This is a genomic window from Brevibacillus reuszeri (assembly GCF_001187725.1).
Classification (GTDB): domain Bacteria; phylum Bacillota; class Bacilli; order Brevibacillales; family Brevibacillaceae; genus Brevibacillus; species Brevibacillus reuszeri.
The window spans coordinates 1-15,085 of the sequence record NZ_LGIQ01000011.1; the positions used below are offsets into that span (position 1 = coordinate 1).

Consider the following 15,085-nt stretch of genomic DNA (forward strand, 5'->3'; position numbering starts at 1 on the left):
GCTGGCAAATCATTTAATGATAGACTCATTAACGCTTTCGCTGTTCAGTTTTCAAGGAGCATTTTTCACTCACGCTTTAAAAGTGTGAGTTTTCACTCTAGCATATCAAAACCAATTCATCAACCTCAAATTACGTGGCAGGAAAAGCATTTATGATATGTAGTGGTGCCGGCGATAGGACTTGAACCCACAACCCCCTGATTACAAGTCAGGTGCTCTACCAATTGAGCTACACCGGCATGGTGGTTATTCGTTTTGTGCGAGTGTTTTTGGTGTGTGTCCCGCTCACGAGATTTAATATAGCATGTCTGATTTTTAAATGCAATAGAAAATCTGGAAAAATTTCATTTTAAATTAAAAAACTCCATCATCGGATTTCTCTTACCCATAAAAAAAGAGCCGTATCAGTATTCCCCACGGCTCTTCTCTACTCCCCTATTCCTAAAAGATTGGGACCTTACCCCACACGAAATCCTTCTCCCAGCACCTCTTGCGCAGGGCATAAAATAATAAACGCATCGGGATCAACAGAACGCACCATGATTTTCAGCTTGCTCACCTCGCCCTGGCTGACGACAGCCATAAGCACCTTCCGTACATCGCCTGTATATCCTCCCGCGCCATCCAAAAGCGTTACGCCCCGGTCCAGATCGTACAAGATCGTTTCGCGCAAAACATCCGTCTCATTCGAGATGATGTACGCCACCTTCGACGTATTCCAACCCATTTGGACAATATCAATCGTTTTACTGGTTACAAAAAGAGCGATCAGAGCAAAGAGTGCCTTTTCCGGGTCAAAAACAATTCCGGCAAACAAGATAACCAAACCATCAAAAACAGCTACACAAACTCCCAAGCTAAGACCCGAAAATTTATGTAAAATCTGCGACGCAATTGCAAAGCCTCCTGTTGAGCCTCTTCCCCGAAATACGATTCCGATCCCGAGACCGACACCAATTCCTCCATATATACTCGCTAGCAAAGGGTTGGTGGTTAACGGCTGCAAATTGCTCGTCAGCATCACACATAAAGGTAAAATAATCGAACCAACTGCAGCCTTTAGACTATATTGCTTGTCTAAAAGCTTTAACCCAAGCAGAAATAAAGGAATATTGCATGCCCACTGCACAAGCGCTGGTGAAAATCCAAACAAATTATGCAGGATGGTCGACAGTCCTGAGACACCACCTGAAGCAATCTGATTGGGATTTAAAAATAGGTTAAAGCTGGTCGCCAGCACCAGCGAGCCAATTAGCAGCATGCCATACTCCATTGCTTTTCGCAGAGGACTATTCAATTGCCCTGGTGTTCGTCTTTTTCTCGCCACACAGTCCACTCCTGACATTTTCACATAGACAAAAGACGCACATACACTATCATGATTTAGCAAAAAAGGAAACCCTTCACGTTAAAGCATCACCGCTTTATTTCCCTTCCTTATAGAAGAAAGAGATTGACGAAAGCTCAAAACAAAACGATAATTAGAATCAGATAATAATTATTTTAATAAAAGACAGTTCATTATGAATGAGCATCAGCTTTTATAGCAGGAAGTGATTATCGTTTAGCTTCCTTATTCCGTCAAGAAAGAGGTGAGATGTCATGGATGAACGCATTGCCAATGTCACACAGCAGGTAAAGCATCTAGGGAAACGCTTGACTGTCCAAAGGAGAGCAGTACTTCTTCATATGCTGACCTCGAACCAACGTTTGAATGCGAAAGACGTCTATCACGCCTTGAAAAACGAGATGCCAAATATCACACTCTCAACGGTGTATACATCCTTGCGATTCTTCGTCAAAATGGGGATTTTAAAAGAGCATGTCCATCACGATTCGCCGAATCAGTTTGAAAGTCTTGTCACACTTGATGCTCTCGAGCTGAAGCAGGTTATGTAGCCTGCCATTTCCTATAAAGAAAGAAGAGGTAACCCGTCAAGCACTGGGTTACCTCTTCTTTTTTGAGCATTAGACTAGACGGAGCAGGACTCGCTTGCCGTCGCATAGTCATAGACTGCCTTACCGAGCAATCCCAGCGTGCGGAGGGCTGCACCAGGCTGCACGTCCTGGGATAATGCCGTAATAGTGATTCGCCGTCCCGCCGTATAGAGTACACCTACATCATGCTGCCTGCCTGTGTCCCACCCTGATTTGCACGGCAGGGTCCACTCATGATTTTCACCAGCGTCAGCCCGATCTGGCAGCAAAGAAGGTAGGCCGTTCACTACCTGCTGCTTGTTCATAATCGCTATCATCTCTGCACAAGCACGTTGGGATAAAAACGTGCCTGACGCGATTTTTCCTAGCATGCTGGCTACATCCCCTGCTGTAATCAGATTGTTTTCAGCCACATCCACCGGATAGATCATCAGCTTGCGCGAATACCGACTTTGGCTCATGCCCAGATTGCACATCGTTTGCTTGATCTGTTCCTCACCAACCAAATCGATCAGCATATTGGTCGCCGTATTGTCGCTTTGAATGATCATCATCGTAATCAAATCACGGATCGTCAGCCTAAGGCCAGGCGATAGCCTGTACAAAAAGCCGGAGCCTCCTACAAGATCCTCTTTGCGTAGCGTAAGATGATCCTCCACGGAAAACTGCCCTTTGTCTGCTGCTTCATAAACGGCAGCCATGATCGGAACCTTAATGACACTTTCAGCAATGAACAGCTCATCAGGCAAATGCTTGAAGCATAATTTTTGATCATGACCTGATCCCAGCTCTTCTACAACTACGCCCCAGGTTCCCTCGGCTTCCGCAATAATTTCGCCCAATCGTTTTTCAATCTCCACTGGTGTCACCCTTTCCCATCAAACCTGTACGATTCAAAAAATTTCCTGATCATACTTGTTTCGAAAAAGGTTCGCAGATTCCTTTTAATGCTGCTACTTTTTCTGGATCGACATAGCGCAGTGCCTGCCCATCCTCGCGAACGCCTGTCCCAAAGTGAATTTCCCTCACACCTGTTTTCTGAAGGAAATCAGTAATATTGGAAAGGGACAGGCCACTGCCTGCCAACATATTTAGCTGGGTTTTATCCGTGAGCTGCATCAGCTGTGCAATGCAATCCATTCCCTCCACCGCACTCTTCTGACCACCAGAAGTAAGAATGCGGCGCACTTGCGGATAATGTAGCAAAATCCGTGCTGCTTCCAGCTGATCGTCTGCCTCGTCGAATGCGCGATGAAAAGTCACATCCAGCTCATCCGCTTCGCTAAGCACCAGCTCAAGCCCATTTGTATCCAGCTTTTTTTGCTCGGTAAGCATGCCGACGACGACCCCGGCTGCTCCCAGCTCGCGAATGACTCGCACATCCTCTCGCATGACAAATAGCTCATCCTGCGTATAGCAAAAGGATTGGCTGTGTGGTCGCACCATGACGTTTACTGGAATACGGACAGCTTTCACAACAGCATCAATCAAGCCCCAGCTCGGAGTTATTCCCCCCTCCAGTATTCCTGATATCAGCTCGAGTCGGTCTGCTCCTCCCTGCTCGGCCCTTTTGGCATCCTCCACGGAAGTCGCAATCACTTCAATTATCATTGTTTTTCCTCCGTCCTCTTGATCTGTGGACATCGTATACCCTTTTTATTCCAGATGCAAGAAAACAAGCCTACCGTTTATTTCTGTTTCATCGTAAAAACGGCTCTCTTTTCGCCGACAATCAGCTGGTTATCATTTTTAATCTCGCGTGGCGTCAATGCATGCAGTCTTGCTATCGTTTCCTTATTCTCATAGTTTATCTGCTCCAGAATCGAAGCAATGACCAGCGGCCAAACAAGCTCAGAGCCATCGAGCACTTTGAGGGCAAAGCTGATCCTTTCCTTTTTCAGCGCAAACCCGTATACCCCCATCGCTCCACCTTTGGCGATAATATTCGGGTCAGTCAACAATGCCGTGCAAATAAAGTTATGACTGGCGATAATGTCAGGATTAGCAGTCATCCATCCAGTAATTTTCACAACGGCCTCGCGCGTTTTCTCATCCTCAATCAAATCTGGGCAGCCCAGCTTCAAATAAGCGATCGCCAGGTGCTTCAGAGGTGCAGCAAAAACGGGGAACCCACAGCCATCTACGCCGAGCTGTATTTGGTCTTTGGGATACTCAGCCAAATAAGCAAAGGCCTCCAAAGCCTCTTGCTGCGCAGGATGAGTATGCTCGTAGTAATCATTCGTAGAAAAACCGCGCTCCCTGGACAAGGCGAGAAAACCGAGGTGCTTTCCAGCGCAATTGTGAAAAAGCCTGCGCTTTGGCGTGCCTTGCGCTACGCAAGCAAGCTTCGGCTCATCGTTGAGCGGGTAGGTAGGGCATGTCAGCAGCTCTTCTTCTGAAATCCCTGTTTTGGCGAGGATCGACTCCAGTCCTTCTATATGGTACGACTCACCACGATGAGAAGCGGTAAACAACGCGGCTTCCCTGCTCGTTAAACCAAATTTTCCATCAATATTTTGCTTGGCTACAGGGATCGCCTGAAACGGCTTGGCTGCGGAGCGCAAATAGGTCACATGCAGCTCGTCTCCAGCAGAATAAATAACCTCGCCGTGCTCATTGACGCCGCACACAACGCCATAATGTACATTTTCAAGTACTTTCCCACGATATTCTTCAACTAATAGACTGTCATTCATTCTGATCACCAACTCTACATAAGATGGGCAAGCGTGTCATCTTCTTCCAACGCTACTCCACTGATGGTATAAAAATATGAAATATTCACATAAAACATGCTACAAAACCCTTCGATTTCCGAACGTTACATAAGTTTACAATTGAATTTCTCCAATGATGTTACTAAAAAATACTAGCAGTCCATTCCCGCTCCCGTCAAATTATTTTTTCCAATATCAAGGAGTCGTGATCTTCCATCCATTCTCCAGCGTGTTTGTAGTATAATGACGCTAGGCTTCCAACTGGATGCCCAATCGCATACGAAATCCATGCAGGTGGTGCATGGGAGAGGTTCGCGAACTCCCTCTATAAAAAACTAAGGTGGATAACAGTACCTTACCCTTGGTATTGTTTTGTTTTTTTGCAGGAGCAAGTTCAAGAACTCTCTTTCTTCCATTACATTACTGAAGGAGATGGAGAGCATGAAAAAAGAAAAAGCCATTGTTGTTTTCAGCGGAGGACAGGATAGCACGACATGCCTGTTTTGGGCCAAGCAGCAATTCGGTGAAGTCGAAACCCTCACGTTTGATTACGGGCAGCGTCATAAGCTGGAGATTGAATGTGCTCAGCAAATCGCCCGTGAATTAGGCGTCCCAAACACGGTATTGGATATGAGCCTGTTGAATCAACTTGCTCCCAATGCCCTCACCCGCACAGATATTGACATCACCCAGGAGAAAGGACAGCTGCCTTCTACGTTCGTGGATGGACGCAATTTGTTATTTCTCTCGTTTGCCGGCGTATTTGCCAAGCAGCGTGGAGCACGACATCTGGTAACAGGTGTATGTGAAACAGATTTTAGCGGCTATCCGGATTGCCGCGATTCGTTCATTAAATCACTCAATGTGACGCTGAACCTGTCGATGGACTATCCATTTGTGATTCATACGCCATTGATGTGGCTGACCAAAGCACAAACGTGGAAGCTGGCAGACGAACTGGGTGCCTTCCCTTATATCCGAGAAAATACCCTCACCTGCTATAACGGCATCAAAGGAGATGGCTGCGGCGAATGTCCCGCCTGCCAGCTGCGAAAAGCCGGACTGGACACCTATCTTTCCGAACGCGAGCAATCAGGAGAGCGTGCCATATGAGTGCGAACTTTGATTTCCGCATTATCGACCGCATGCAAGCCTTGGGCACTCATATTCAAAAATCAGAGCTTCGCTACCATAACAAGCGAATTCTGGTCAGCAAAGAGTTTACGTTCGACGCTGCGCACCATCTGCACGCGTACGAAGGCAAATGCAAAAACCTGCACGGACATACGTACAAGGTCGTATTTGGCATCAGCGGTTTCCCTGATGAGATTGGTCTCGTCATTGACTTTGGTGACATCAAGCAAATTTGGAAGGAGCATATCGAGGTCTACCTGGATCATCGCTATTTGAATGAAATGCTCCCTCTGATGAATACCACTGCCGAGAATATGGTCGTCTGGATTTTCGAACAAATGGATAACCAGCTGCAATCCGATACTTACCGCAATCGCTATAACGAGGCTCGCGTGGAATTCGTGCGCCTGTTTGAAACGCCGACAAGCTATGCAGAAGCAAGACGGGAGTGGATGTGAGCATGAGCACCATTCCTGTTTTGGAAATCTTCGGTCCTACGATTCAGGGAGAGGGCATGGTCATCGGACAAAAAACGATGTTTGTTCGTACGGCAGGTTGTGATTACCGCTGCAGCTGGTGTGATTCTGCCTTTACCTGGGACGGCTCGGCTCGTGATGAAATCCAGCAAATGACAGCAGAAGACGTTTACCAGGAGCTTAACCGTCTGGGCCATGACCGCTTTTCCCATGTAACCATTTCGGGAGGGAATCCGGCGCTGCTCGCTAGCATCGGCGAGCTCGTCCAGCTGCTAAAAGCGAACGACATTCGTACCGCTGTGGAAACACAGGGCAGCAGGTGGCAAAGCTGGCTGCATGATATCGATGACGTCACGATTTCTCCCAAGCCGCCAAGCTCAGGAATGTCCACGGATTTGGATGCACTCGATCAGATCATCCATGCCCTCGTGACACGTAATCACCAGGGACTCAGCCTAAAAGTAGTTGTCTTTAACGAGGATGACTTTGCCTATGCACAAAGCATTCATGGACGTTATCCTTCTATTCCGTTTTATTTACAGCCAGGCAATGACGATCTTACTGCAGCGAACACCTCCAAACTTCGCGACAAGCTGTTGGAAAGCTTTGAATGGTTGATTGAGCGAGCGATGGAAGCCCCCGACATGAATGACGTCAAAGTACTTCCACAGCTGCATGCACTCGTCTGGGGAAATAAACGCGGCGTATAAGCCGATTGAAAAATAGAGATGAAGCGAGGTTAATGTAAAAATGTCAAACCATCAAGAACGTGATTTGTCTTCACTCACCCTCTTGGGTAACCAAGGAACTACCTACAATTATTCGTACGATCCGGGTGTACTGGAGTCGTTTGACAACAAGCATCCGTACCGGGATTACTTCGTAAAATTCAATTGCCCGGAATTCACCAGCCTGTGCCCGATTACTGGCCAGCCTGACTTTGCTACGATTTACATCAGCTACATCCCGGACATCAAAATGGTTGAGAGTAAATCACTCAAGCTGTACCTATTCAGCTTTCGCAACCATGGCGACTTCCACGAGGATTGTGTCAATGTCATCATGAATGACCTGATCAAGCTCATGGACCCGAAATATATCGAGGTATGGGGCAAATTCACCCCGCGTGGCGGCATTTCGATTGATCCGTACTGCAACTATGGAAAGCCAGGAACGAAATACGAAGAGATGGCCAGCTACCGCTTGATGAATCATGATATGTACCCGGAGAAAGTAGATAATCGCTAGTTGTTGGTGTTGGTTAGAATGAGATAACCCTTGAATATCAAGGGTTTTTCTTGTTCTTATATTGTTCGATATTGGTCAAAAAAGTTAGTTGTTGACGGTTTTTGTCCCCTGTTCGTCCCCATTCCCAACACATCATTGTCCCTTTAACCACTTCAGTAAAACTCGTTTCGATATCTGCATTGACCGTCCAACCCTGCTTAGTCTTTTCAGTCTCAGTATCCCGCAATACTGACATCTGCGTACAAGTAGTTGAGGATCTTTACGAAATCGTCTGTACGCTTACCAGCATGATAGCGTCCGTCTTTCAGCTTGGCGACTACACCCTCCATTTTCTTTTCAACAATCAGGTGAACCAGCCTCGTCCTCGAATCTAGTTCTGTGATCCATCCATACACTTAATCTAACATCCCCCAAACTACTCAGGTAAAAAAATGCCCTCCTTGGTCTGCTGTCGGTATTATCGACTTTAGCAGTGATCGAAGGAAAGTTATATCAAGTTTTATTTTCCAGAATTCAGTCTACGAAAAATGTTTAAAGTCACAAAAATAGCGGTAAACAACAAGCATATCGTATTTTCATAAGGAAAAGGTGAAAGCAGATGTTCTTTCGAAACTTAAAGCTGTATTACAAGATCTTCACGCTTATTGTGCTATCATTAATGATGTTGTTCGCAGTCGGAGGGATTGGGTACATTTCCACAAAAGATGTGGCAGAAAGCTCGGAAACGTTGTATAACGAAAACGTTTATGCTGTCGAGTTGATCAGTAAGATCCGCACCAATATGCAGACCAATGCCTCTTATTTTATGGAACTAATGGTTACCACAGACCAGACAAGGAATAAAGAATTAAAAGACAATATTGAACACGTGAGAAACGAAAACGCAAAAGTAAAAGCCGATCTAGACAACATCGCTTTCGATCAGAAGAAAGGCGAGCTGCTCAAAAAATTCAAGGGATTGTATGCCACTTACGATACTGAACGAAATAAAACAATAGAACTTGCTACGACGAACAGGAACGCGGACGCGTATCAGTATTACCTAACAAAAGTCCGTGCTGTGCAGCAAGAGACCTTCGATGTAATGAAGGAATTCTCGGACTACATGAGCGAAGATACGAGGAAGGTCAATGCAGAAAACAAGCAAAATGCCGAAACTGAGGCTACCTTCATGCTTGTTGCTGTCATTGTGTTTGTTATTCTACTAGCGGCAATCGGTGTTGTCATTAGCAATATGATTACAAAACCGGTAAAAAAAATACAGGAACTGATGAGCCTGGCCCAAGCTGGCGATCTAACCGTATTTGGAGAATATCAATCCAGGGACGAAATTGGGACACTTACCAAAGATTTTAATCAAATGATCGCTGGGCTGCGTACCGTTGTCAGCAAAATTAACGACAATGCCCTTTCCTTGGCAGGGAGCTCGGAAGAGTTGGCAGCTAGCGCGGAACAAACAGCGGAAGCCACTACTGTCATTACAACGGCGATTCAGGAAGTAGCTAATGGTGCGGAGCAACAGCTTCACGGGTCGGAGGAGAGTGCGCGATCCGTGGAAGAAATGGCAGTAGGCATCCAAAAAATTGCTGAATCAGCCTATACAGTGTCTGTCTCCTCCACAGAGGCTTCGGAGGAAGCGATACAGGGGAATACTTCTATTCGCGAAGCTGTCGAGCAGATGGACTCAATCAAGAAGGCTGTAGATACCTCAACCAATGTCATAAAATTTTTGGGTGAACGCTCTGAAGAGATTGTCAAAATCGTAGATGTGATCGCCGGCATCGCCTCGCAAACCAACTTATTGGCGTTAAACGCAGCGATTGAAGCTGCCAGAGCGGGAGAGAATGGAAGAGGTTTTGCTGTTGTGGCTGATGAAGTAAGGAAGCTTGCTGAACAATCGGAAGAATCAGCAAAACAGATTGCAGACTTGGTTCACGAAATTCAAAACAATACGAAGCATGCCGTAGGAACGATGAGTAAAGTAAACCAAAATGTTCAATCCGGGATCGGTGTCGTCCACGAGGCAGGAGAATCATTCCAGAAAATAGTAAACAAAATTCAGGAAGTCACCGATCAAATTCAAGAGGTATCAGCTTTGGCAGAAGAGATGTCAGCCAGTTCCGAAGAAATTTCTGCTACTGTTTCTGAGTTTGAGCGGATTTCCAAAGAAACAGCTGGGAACTCACAGTTGGTTGCCGCTTCCTCTGAGGAGCAGTTGGCTACAATGGAGGAGATTTCCGCTTCAACTCAATCTCTAAATTTACTGGCACAGGAGCTTCAGGAAATTACAGGTACATTTAAGGTAACATAGCATAACGATATAAATGGAAATCCTCGTATCTGCACAGATAGCGAGGATTTTTCGATGCTGATCTATTTTTGATCTCTCTCGTTTTTTCAAACAAGTTGTCTAGCCACGTGCGAAAAAGCTTATATAATGGCAAGGTAGTTGCCTGTCTTGCGATTAACGTGTCCGTGCGACTTGATATACAAGCGTCAAAGTCACTGCAGACACGTATTTACATGTTACTAAGAAAATTGAAGACGAATCTTTATCCCTCTACGAGCGATACGTCAAAATGTAGGGAGTAAAATGGAGCAGGCCCATTTTAAAGCCCGGAAACCCTCGTAGTGTAAGGGTTAACTGATGCTTCCCTCCATTTCAAATTTGATTATTTTTTCATTATCTTGGATTTCAACACATTTTCTTAAAATCTCATTTTCCCTTTATTTATGCAGTTTATGAGCGATTCGATTAATATGGTTTACTCTATTTTCTCGCTAATTTTTTCATTTTACATGGGCAAAAAATGGGCAATAAGAAGCGGATGCTCTTGACGCTTGGACATTACAGCGGGAGCGGAAAGACATAAGAAGGACCGGGAGAAGTCACCCGTTCCCTAGCTGGCTGATTTCCTATGTTCGTCTTCCAAGTATTCTATAAGGATTTGCTGGAACTCATGGAGCGTATAGGGAAACTAACTCGCTTTTTTATTAGCACTCAAATGGTAACTCCTAATGGGGTAGTACCAGCGTCACTGACACTACCCGCAAATTAGCAAGGAATTTCAGAGTTTTTGTCGAAAACGAATCAATATGATGAAAAGAAAAAAAATCGTAGCCATAATTGGACTGTTCCTTCTCATTCTGACGGGGATTCGCTTTGCCTGGATCGACGTACAGACAACATCCACGAGGGTCGATGCCGAAGACGGGCTCCTTGATCTAAGCCATTGGGACCCCTCATCCAAACCTATCTTATCTTTCTTCGGACAATGGGAATTTTATCCGTTTCAGCTGGCGACGCCCTCCCCGGATGGTACCTTCGAATCGGAACGCGGTGTTGCTGAATCGGCGACGGTCCCCGGGAGCTGGCAAAGGAATCTCTCACCGTCGCAGGGATCTACCATAGGATACGGAACCTACCGGCTGCATGTCATGTTGCCGACCGGAAGCTTGCCGGAGTTGACCGTTCGAGTGCCGGGGATCTCTGCCTCTTCGGCTTTGTACGTGAACGGGCGCTTGCTAGGCAGCGCTGGTCGTACGGCGGACAGCGCATCTTCCTATACACCGAGCGCCGCTCCTTATTCCGTCACGTTCGCAGCTGATCGCGACGTTCTGGACATCGTTCTGCAAGTGGCCAACTTCGACGACCGCGTCAGGGGAGGTCTGACGGAGCCAGTCAAGTTCGGAACGACCAAAGCGATGAACCGGGCTTACTGGTTCTCCGCCGGATCGCAAGCGGCGCTCAGTCTGCTGATGGTCATGCATGCCTTGTACGCCTTCGTCCTGTATTTCATCGGCGCCAGGCAGAAGCCACTTCTTTTCTTTTCCCTTATGGGGATTTGCGGGGCGGTGGCCGTCCTCTGCGATGTGGACTACATCCTTTCCGCATGGTTCGGGGTTAGTTACGAAGCGCTCTATAAAGTCTCCTATTTATCCTACTTGGGCGTGGCGGCGCTGTTGCTGCATTACGTAAGAAGCCTGTTGCCCGAATTACCAATCCTTCGCCATTCCCGCTGGCACTTCGCCGCATGTGGTCTCTTCGGACTGTTCGTGTTGGCGCTACCGCCCAAGTTGTTTTCCTTGGCAGACGGGCTCCATACGGCTCTGTTGCTGGTGTCGTACGTAGCTGCCCCTATCTTCCTATATCGGGCGGTCCGCAGAGGTGCTCCAGACGCGATCTACCTGCTGCTTGGAGTGATGGCCATCGTTTCGAACATGTTCTGGGGGCTCTTTAATTACACGTTTTCTCTTGATATCGGCTACTATCCTTTCGATATGCTTGCTTTCTTTATCGCTTTCGCACTTTATTGGTTTAAGCGATATATCCGCAATGCCGCCGAGACCGTTCGATTGGCGGAACGGCTTCAAGCGGCCGATAAACACAAGGACGAATTCCTGGTTCACACCTCGCACGAGCTAAGGAATCCGCTTCACGGCATTCTGAACATGGCCCAAGCCGTGCTCGACAGCCCCGAAGGTTCCGACAAGGAAGCCAACCGGGAGCGCCTTGCGTTGCTCATTTCGGTGGGCAAACGCATGTCCTTCCTGCTGAATGACCTCATTGATCTGAATCGGCTGAGGGAGAATCGCCTACGACTGAATCCAAGGCCTCTCCGGCTGCAAACGGAGGTTGCGGGTGTGCTGGACATGGTCCGGTTCATGACGGATGGCAAGCCTATTCGGCTCGAGAACCGGGTTCCAGATTCGCTGCCGGCGGTGCTGGCGGACGAGAACCGGCTGGTGCAGATTTTGTTCAACCTTCTCCACAACGCGGTCAAGTTTACGAATGAAGGACAGGTCTCGATCGAAGCGGAAGCCGAAGGCGACAAGGTCGTCGTCCGTGTTGTGGACACCGGGATCGGGATGGACGAGAAGACTGCGAGCCGAATTATGCAGCCTTATGAACAAGGCGAGATTCAGGCGGAGACGAACGCGGCGGGATTCGGGCTGGGCCTTGCGATCAGCAAGCGTCTGGTAGAGCTTCATGGTGGACAATTGACGGTCAGCTCAACTCCAAACGTCGGCTCCGTCATCCGGTTTACACTGCCCGCGGCGGGGGCGGCCGTCGTGGATCCAGCGACGAATGAGGTCACCGCGACAAGGCTGGTTGAAGAGGATGAGGTTCTCGCGAGCGCAGGAACTGCGTCCGATCCTTTGTCAAAAGCCCCTGCGCGCGAGGACCGTGCCCGAATCCTCACAATTGACGACGATCCGGTGAATCTGCGCATCCTGAAGCACGTGCTCTCCTCGGATCTATACGAGATCACGACGACGACAAGCGGCTTAGAAGCACTGTCCCTTCTGAATTCGGGATCTTGGGATTTGTTGGTCGCGGACGTCATGATGCCCGATATGTCCGGCTACGAAGTCGCCCGCACCGTCCGTACCATCTTCTCTCCTTCTGAACTGCCGATTCTCCTGCTCACGGCTCGCCATAGGGCGGAAGATATCGAATCGGGCTTCAAAGCGGGGGCCAACGACTACATCGTTAAGCCCGTCAACGCGCAAGAGCTGAGAATGCGAGTAAAGGCGTTGACGGACGTGGCTCGAGCCGCCCGCGAACAGAAGCGTCTGGAGGCTGCGTGGCTGCAGGCGCAAATTGAGCCGCATTTTCTGTTCAATACGCTTAGTTCCATCGCCGCGCTCGTGGATGTCGACGCCACCCGCATGCGTGACCTTCTAATTGCCTTCGGTGATTACCTGCGGGCCAGCTTCGACTCCGCCAATTCGGATCAGTTGGTGCCACTGCGGAAGGAGTTGGATCTTGTGCGAGCTTTCCTATATATCGAGAAGGAACGGTTCGGAGACCGGATTCAGGTCGTGTGGGAGGTAGTCGAACATCTTGAGCTGCAAGTTCCGCCGTTGTCCGTCCAGCCCCTAGTGGAAAACGCCCTCCGGCACGGTATACTCAAACGATCCAAGGGCGGTACCGTCCGGATTCGGATTCAGGATTTGGGGGATGGGGTGAAAATATCGATCGAAGACAACGGTGTCGGCTTTGAGCCCGATATGCTGTCGCAAACGCTGCATCGGGCCGAACCAGTCGCCCGTCATTCGGGAATAGGCTTGACCAATACCGACCGTCGCCTGAAGCAAATATACGGGAAAGGTTTGCTCGTTCGCAGCCATCCCGGAGAGGGAACGATAATCTCCTTTGTCGTTCCCAAGTAACCTTCCAAAGCGCTAGCTTGGGAGCGAGCCGGTAGCATCGTTTTTGGAGCCCGTCTTTAATGTCGGGCACCTCGTCGTTATCGGATTTTGCTGGACCGTGTACTTGCACTGGTAGAGATTAATCGCGATCGAAAGCCAGAACGTTTGTCGAGAGAGGCAAGGATCGTCTTCTGGTGACGGTTGAAGACTTGAAGTCCGGACTGGGCCGGGAGGACCGGGTGCTGATCTATTCACCGAGGAGACTTTGACGGAATATTCCCTGAGACACTCTCAGGTGAAGATCTTCGCCATATGTCCTTTTTGCAACAGAGTCCACTTCTAATTGTGTATATCTGCTCCTGGAACAAGTCCCCGCGTGATGCCACTGTTCCTGATGTATCAATAGTCTAACAGATATTCATTTTTTTGCGGTAAATTATGTAAGTGAATAGCATGGTACATGTCAATTCTTACTAATTTTTCTTCTATGAGCTTAATCTCTTCACTCAAAAGAGCATCAAACTCTTTTTTGGTAAATAATACCCTTGCCGCTTTGATTGGTTTGAACTTATCCAAGATTTAGATAGCATTTCGATTCCAGATTGTAGAATCGGCAAGTTAGTACCTAATGGTTGCCGAGACTTTCTCGACAGCCTGACCCTTATTTAATAAGGGTTTTTCTTTTTACACTTTGGTGAATCATAGTCTTTCCATGTGGTTGTTGACGCTTTTCGTCAATAATGTATCATGGCACTGCTGGTACAATCATATAAGTCAAAACCCGTCTCCGAGTAAGTTGAAACGGGTTTCGTGTACCACATAAGATATGTTATTCCCAAGAAAGATGTTGAGAGCGGATGGCATCACTTTTCTATTTTACTGCCAACAGACCTACAGATTACAAACGCCGGTATGCTTTTCCTACCTTTCAAAATAAACTCCTAACATCGTTATAGTCACGTACATATAAGTCAGGAAAGACTATTGCCAAATCTCCAGAATCAATTGAGAAGGGAATACCCAACGTGGAGAATCTATTCATTATTCATGTGCGTCTGTCCAACTAACACTATAATAAAACGACCTTTCCATTCGCCTCGCACTCCTTTTGTGAAGCTTAACAAATACCTTTGGGACAAAAAAAGTAATTAAGGAATAGGTTAATGGAGCGACTCCGTATTACTTGAATCTCAATTATGCTAAATAGCAAGGTTTCATAATTCAATGCCCCAGACTTTAGTAGCGTACTTGACACAAATAAACGACAGCCCACTTTCCAGATCAGAAGTATCTATTCTGATTAATCCATTCGAGTCTACCTTTTCTCCGGAAATCAAGAGAATGTAAATATCTTCTGATCGTTCGCCATCAAGCTTGATCACTACTACGGAAGAATCTTCTCTTATCTTAGTCAGA

12 protein-coding genes, 1 tRNA gene and 1 riboswitch are annotated in these 15,085 nt (G+C 47.4%); of the genes, 7 read left to right on the top strand and 6 right to left on the bottom strand.

Annotated elements, in window-relative coordinates:
* Positions 1 to 163: 163 nt before the first annotated feature.
* Both ADS79_RS24735 and ADS79_RS24740 read right to left on the bottom strand, forming a co-directional pair.
* A tRNA-Thr gene (locus tag ADS79_RS24735) sits at positions 164 to 239 on the bottom strand.
* 218 nt (positions 240 to 457) lie between these two features.
* The gene (locus ADS79_RS24740) at positions 458 to 1,327 is read right to left on the bottom strand and encodes a YitT family protein (protein WP_049741138.1); all 870 of its coding nucleotides are present in this window, start codon (positions 1,325 to 1,327) and stop codon (positions 458 to 460) included.
* 275 nt (positions 1,328 to 1,602) lie between these two features.
* On the opposite strand from ADS79_RS24740, the gene ADS79_RS24745 reads away from it, so the two are divergent.
* Positions 1,603 to 1,899 carry a Fur family transcriptional regulator gene (locus tag ADS79_RS24745; protein ID WP_049741139.1) on the top strand — a complete coding sequence of 99 codons (297 nt, stop codon included), beginning with the start codon at positions 1,603 to 1,605 and terminating at the stop codon, positions 1,897 to 1,899.
* 74 nt (positions 1,900 to 1,973) lie between these two features.
* Here the strand turns inward: ADS79_RS24745 and ADS79_RS24750 are convergent, their stop codons facing one another.
* From ADS79_RS24750 to ADS79_RS24760, 3 genes are all read right to left on the bottom strand, one after another.
* Positions 1,974 to 2,798 carry a serine hydrolase gene (locus ADS79_RS24750; RefSeq protein ID WP_049741140.1) on the bottom strand — a complete coding sequence of 275 codons (825 nt, stop codon included), beginning with the start codon at positions 2,796 to 2,798 and terminating at the stop codon, positions 1,974 to 1,976.
* A gap of 49 nt (positions 2,799 to 2,847) precedes the next feature.
* Positions 2,848 to 3,549, bottom strand: a complete 702-nt coding sequence (locus ADS79_RS24755; RefSeq protein WP_049742121.1) for a copper homeostasis protein CutC — start codon at positions 3,547 to 3,549, stop codon at positions 2,848 to 2,850.
* A gap of 77 nt (positions 3,550 to 3,626) precedes the next feature.
* The gene (locus ADS79_RS24760) at positions 3,627 to 4,634 is read right to left on the bottom strand and encodes an asparaginase (RefSeq protein ID WP_049741141.1); all 1,008 of its coding nucleotides are present in this window, start codon (positions 4,632 to 4,634) and stop codon (positions 3,627 to 3,629) included.
* Between the two features lie 322 nt (positions 4,635 to 4,956).
* A riboswitch (PreQ1 riboswitch) is annotated at positions 4,957 to 5,000 on the top strand.
* Positions 5,001 to 5,096: 96 nt separating this feature from the next.
* Between ADS79_RS24760 and queC the strand changes: the two genes are divergently transcribed.
* From queC to queF, 4 genes are read left to right on the top strand one after another with little or no spacing between them, the layout of a single operon-like run.
* Positions 5,097 to 5,768, top strand: a complete 672-nt coding sequence (gene queC / locus ADS79_RS24765) for a 7-cyano-7-deazaguanine synthase QueC (RefSeq protein ID WP_049741142.1) — start codon at positions 5,097 to 5,099, stop codon at positions 5,766 to 5,768.
* Positions 5,765 to 6,247: a 6-carboxytetrahydropterin synthase QueD gene (gene queD, locus ADS79_RS24770; RefSeq protein ID WP_049741143.1), complete on the top strand. Its 483-nt coding sequence runs from the start codon at positions 5,765 to 5,767 to the stop codon at positions 6,245 to 6,247. Before queC ends, queD begins: the two co-directional genes overlap by 4 nt.
* A gap of 2 nt (positions 6,248 to 6,249) precedes the next feature.
* Positions 6,250 to 6,975, top strand: coding sequence for a 7-carboxy-7-deazaguanine synthase QueE (gene queE, locus ADS79_RS24775; protein WP_049741144.1), 726 nt, complete (start codon positions 6,250 to 6,252; stop codon positions 6,973 to 6,975).
* 40 nt (positions 6,976 to 7,015) lie between these two features.
* Positions 7,016 to 7,513 carry a preQ(1) synthase gene (gene queF, locus ADS79_RS24780; protein WP_049741145.1) on the top strand — a complete coding sequence of 166 codons (498 nt, stop codon included), beginning with the start codon at positions 7,016 to 7,018 and terminating at the stop codon, positions 7,511 to 7,513.
* 212 nt (positions 7,514 to 7,725) lie between these two features.
* Here queF and ADS79_RS35475 read toward each other — a convergent pair whose 3' ends face one another.
* On the bottom strand, positions 7,726 to 7,908 hold the full coding sequence (locus tag ADS79_RS35475; protein ID WP_049741146.1) for a hypothetical protein: 183 nt from the start codon (positions 7,906 to 7,908) through the stop codon (positions 7,726 to 7,728).
* A 203-nt stretch (positions 7,909 to 8,111) separates the two neighbouring features.
* On the opposite strand from ADS79_RS35475, the gene ADS79_RS24790 reads away from it, so the two are divergent.
* Together ADS79_RS24790 and ADS79_RS24795 are read left to right on the top strand one after the other, a co-directional pair.
* Entirely contained in the window at positions 8,112 to 9,824 is a 1,713-nt protein-coding gene (locus ADS79_RS24790; RefSeq protein ID WP_049741147.1) for a methyl-accepting chemotaxis protein, read from the top strand.
* Positions 9,825 to 10,609: 785 nt separating this feature from the next.
* A complete protein-coding gene (locus ADS79_RS24795; RefSeq protein ID WP_049741148.1) occupies positions 10,610 to 13,690 on the top strand; it encodes an ATP-binding protein in 3,081 nt (1,026 codons plus the stop codon).
* The last annotated feature ends 1,395 nt before the right edge of the window (positions 13,691 to 15,085 follow it).

Coding starts and splice junctions, on each gene's coding strand:
- ADS79_RS24745 (WP_049741139.1), top strand. CDS start 1,603: ATGGATGAACGCATTGCCAATGTCACACAGCAGGTAAAGCATCTAGGG.
- ADS79_RS24755 (WP_049742121.1), bottom strand. CDS start 3,549: ATGATAATTGAAGTGATTGCGACTTCCGTGGAGGATGCCAAAAGGGCC.
- ADS79_RS24760 (WP_049741141.1), bottom strand. CDS start 4,634: ATGAATGACAGTCTATTAGTTGAAGAATATCGTGGGAAAGTACTTGAA.
- queC (WP_049741142.1), top strand. CDS start 5,097: ATGAAAAAAGAAAAAGCCATTGTTGTTTTCAGCGGAGGACAGGATAGC.
- queD (WP_049741143.1), top strand. CDS start 5,765: ATGAGTGCGAACTTTGATTTCCGCATTATCGACCGCATGCAAGCCTTG.
- queE (WP_049741144.1), top strand. CDS start 6,250: ATGAGCACCATTCCTGTTTTGGAAATCTTCGGTCCTACGATTCAGGGA.
- queF (WP_049741145.1), top strand. CDS start 7,016: ATGTCAAACCATCAAGAACGTGATTTGTCTTCACTCACCCTCTTGGGT.
- ADS79_RS24790 (WP_049741147.1), top strand. CDS start 8,112: ATGTTCTTTCGAAACTTAAAGCTGTATTACAAGATCTTCACGCTTATT.
- ADS79_RS24795 (WP_049741148.1), top strand. CDS start 10,610: ATGATGAAAAGAAAAAAAATCGTAGCCATAATTGGACTGTTCCTTCTC.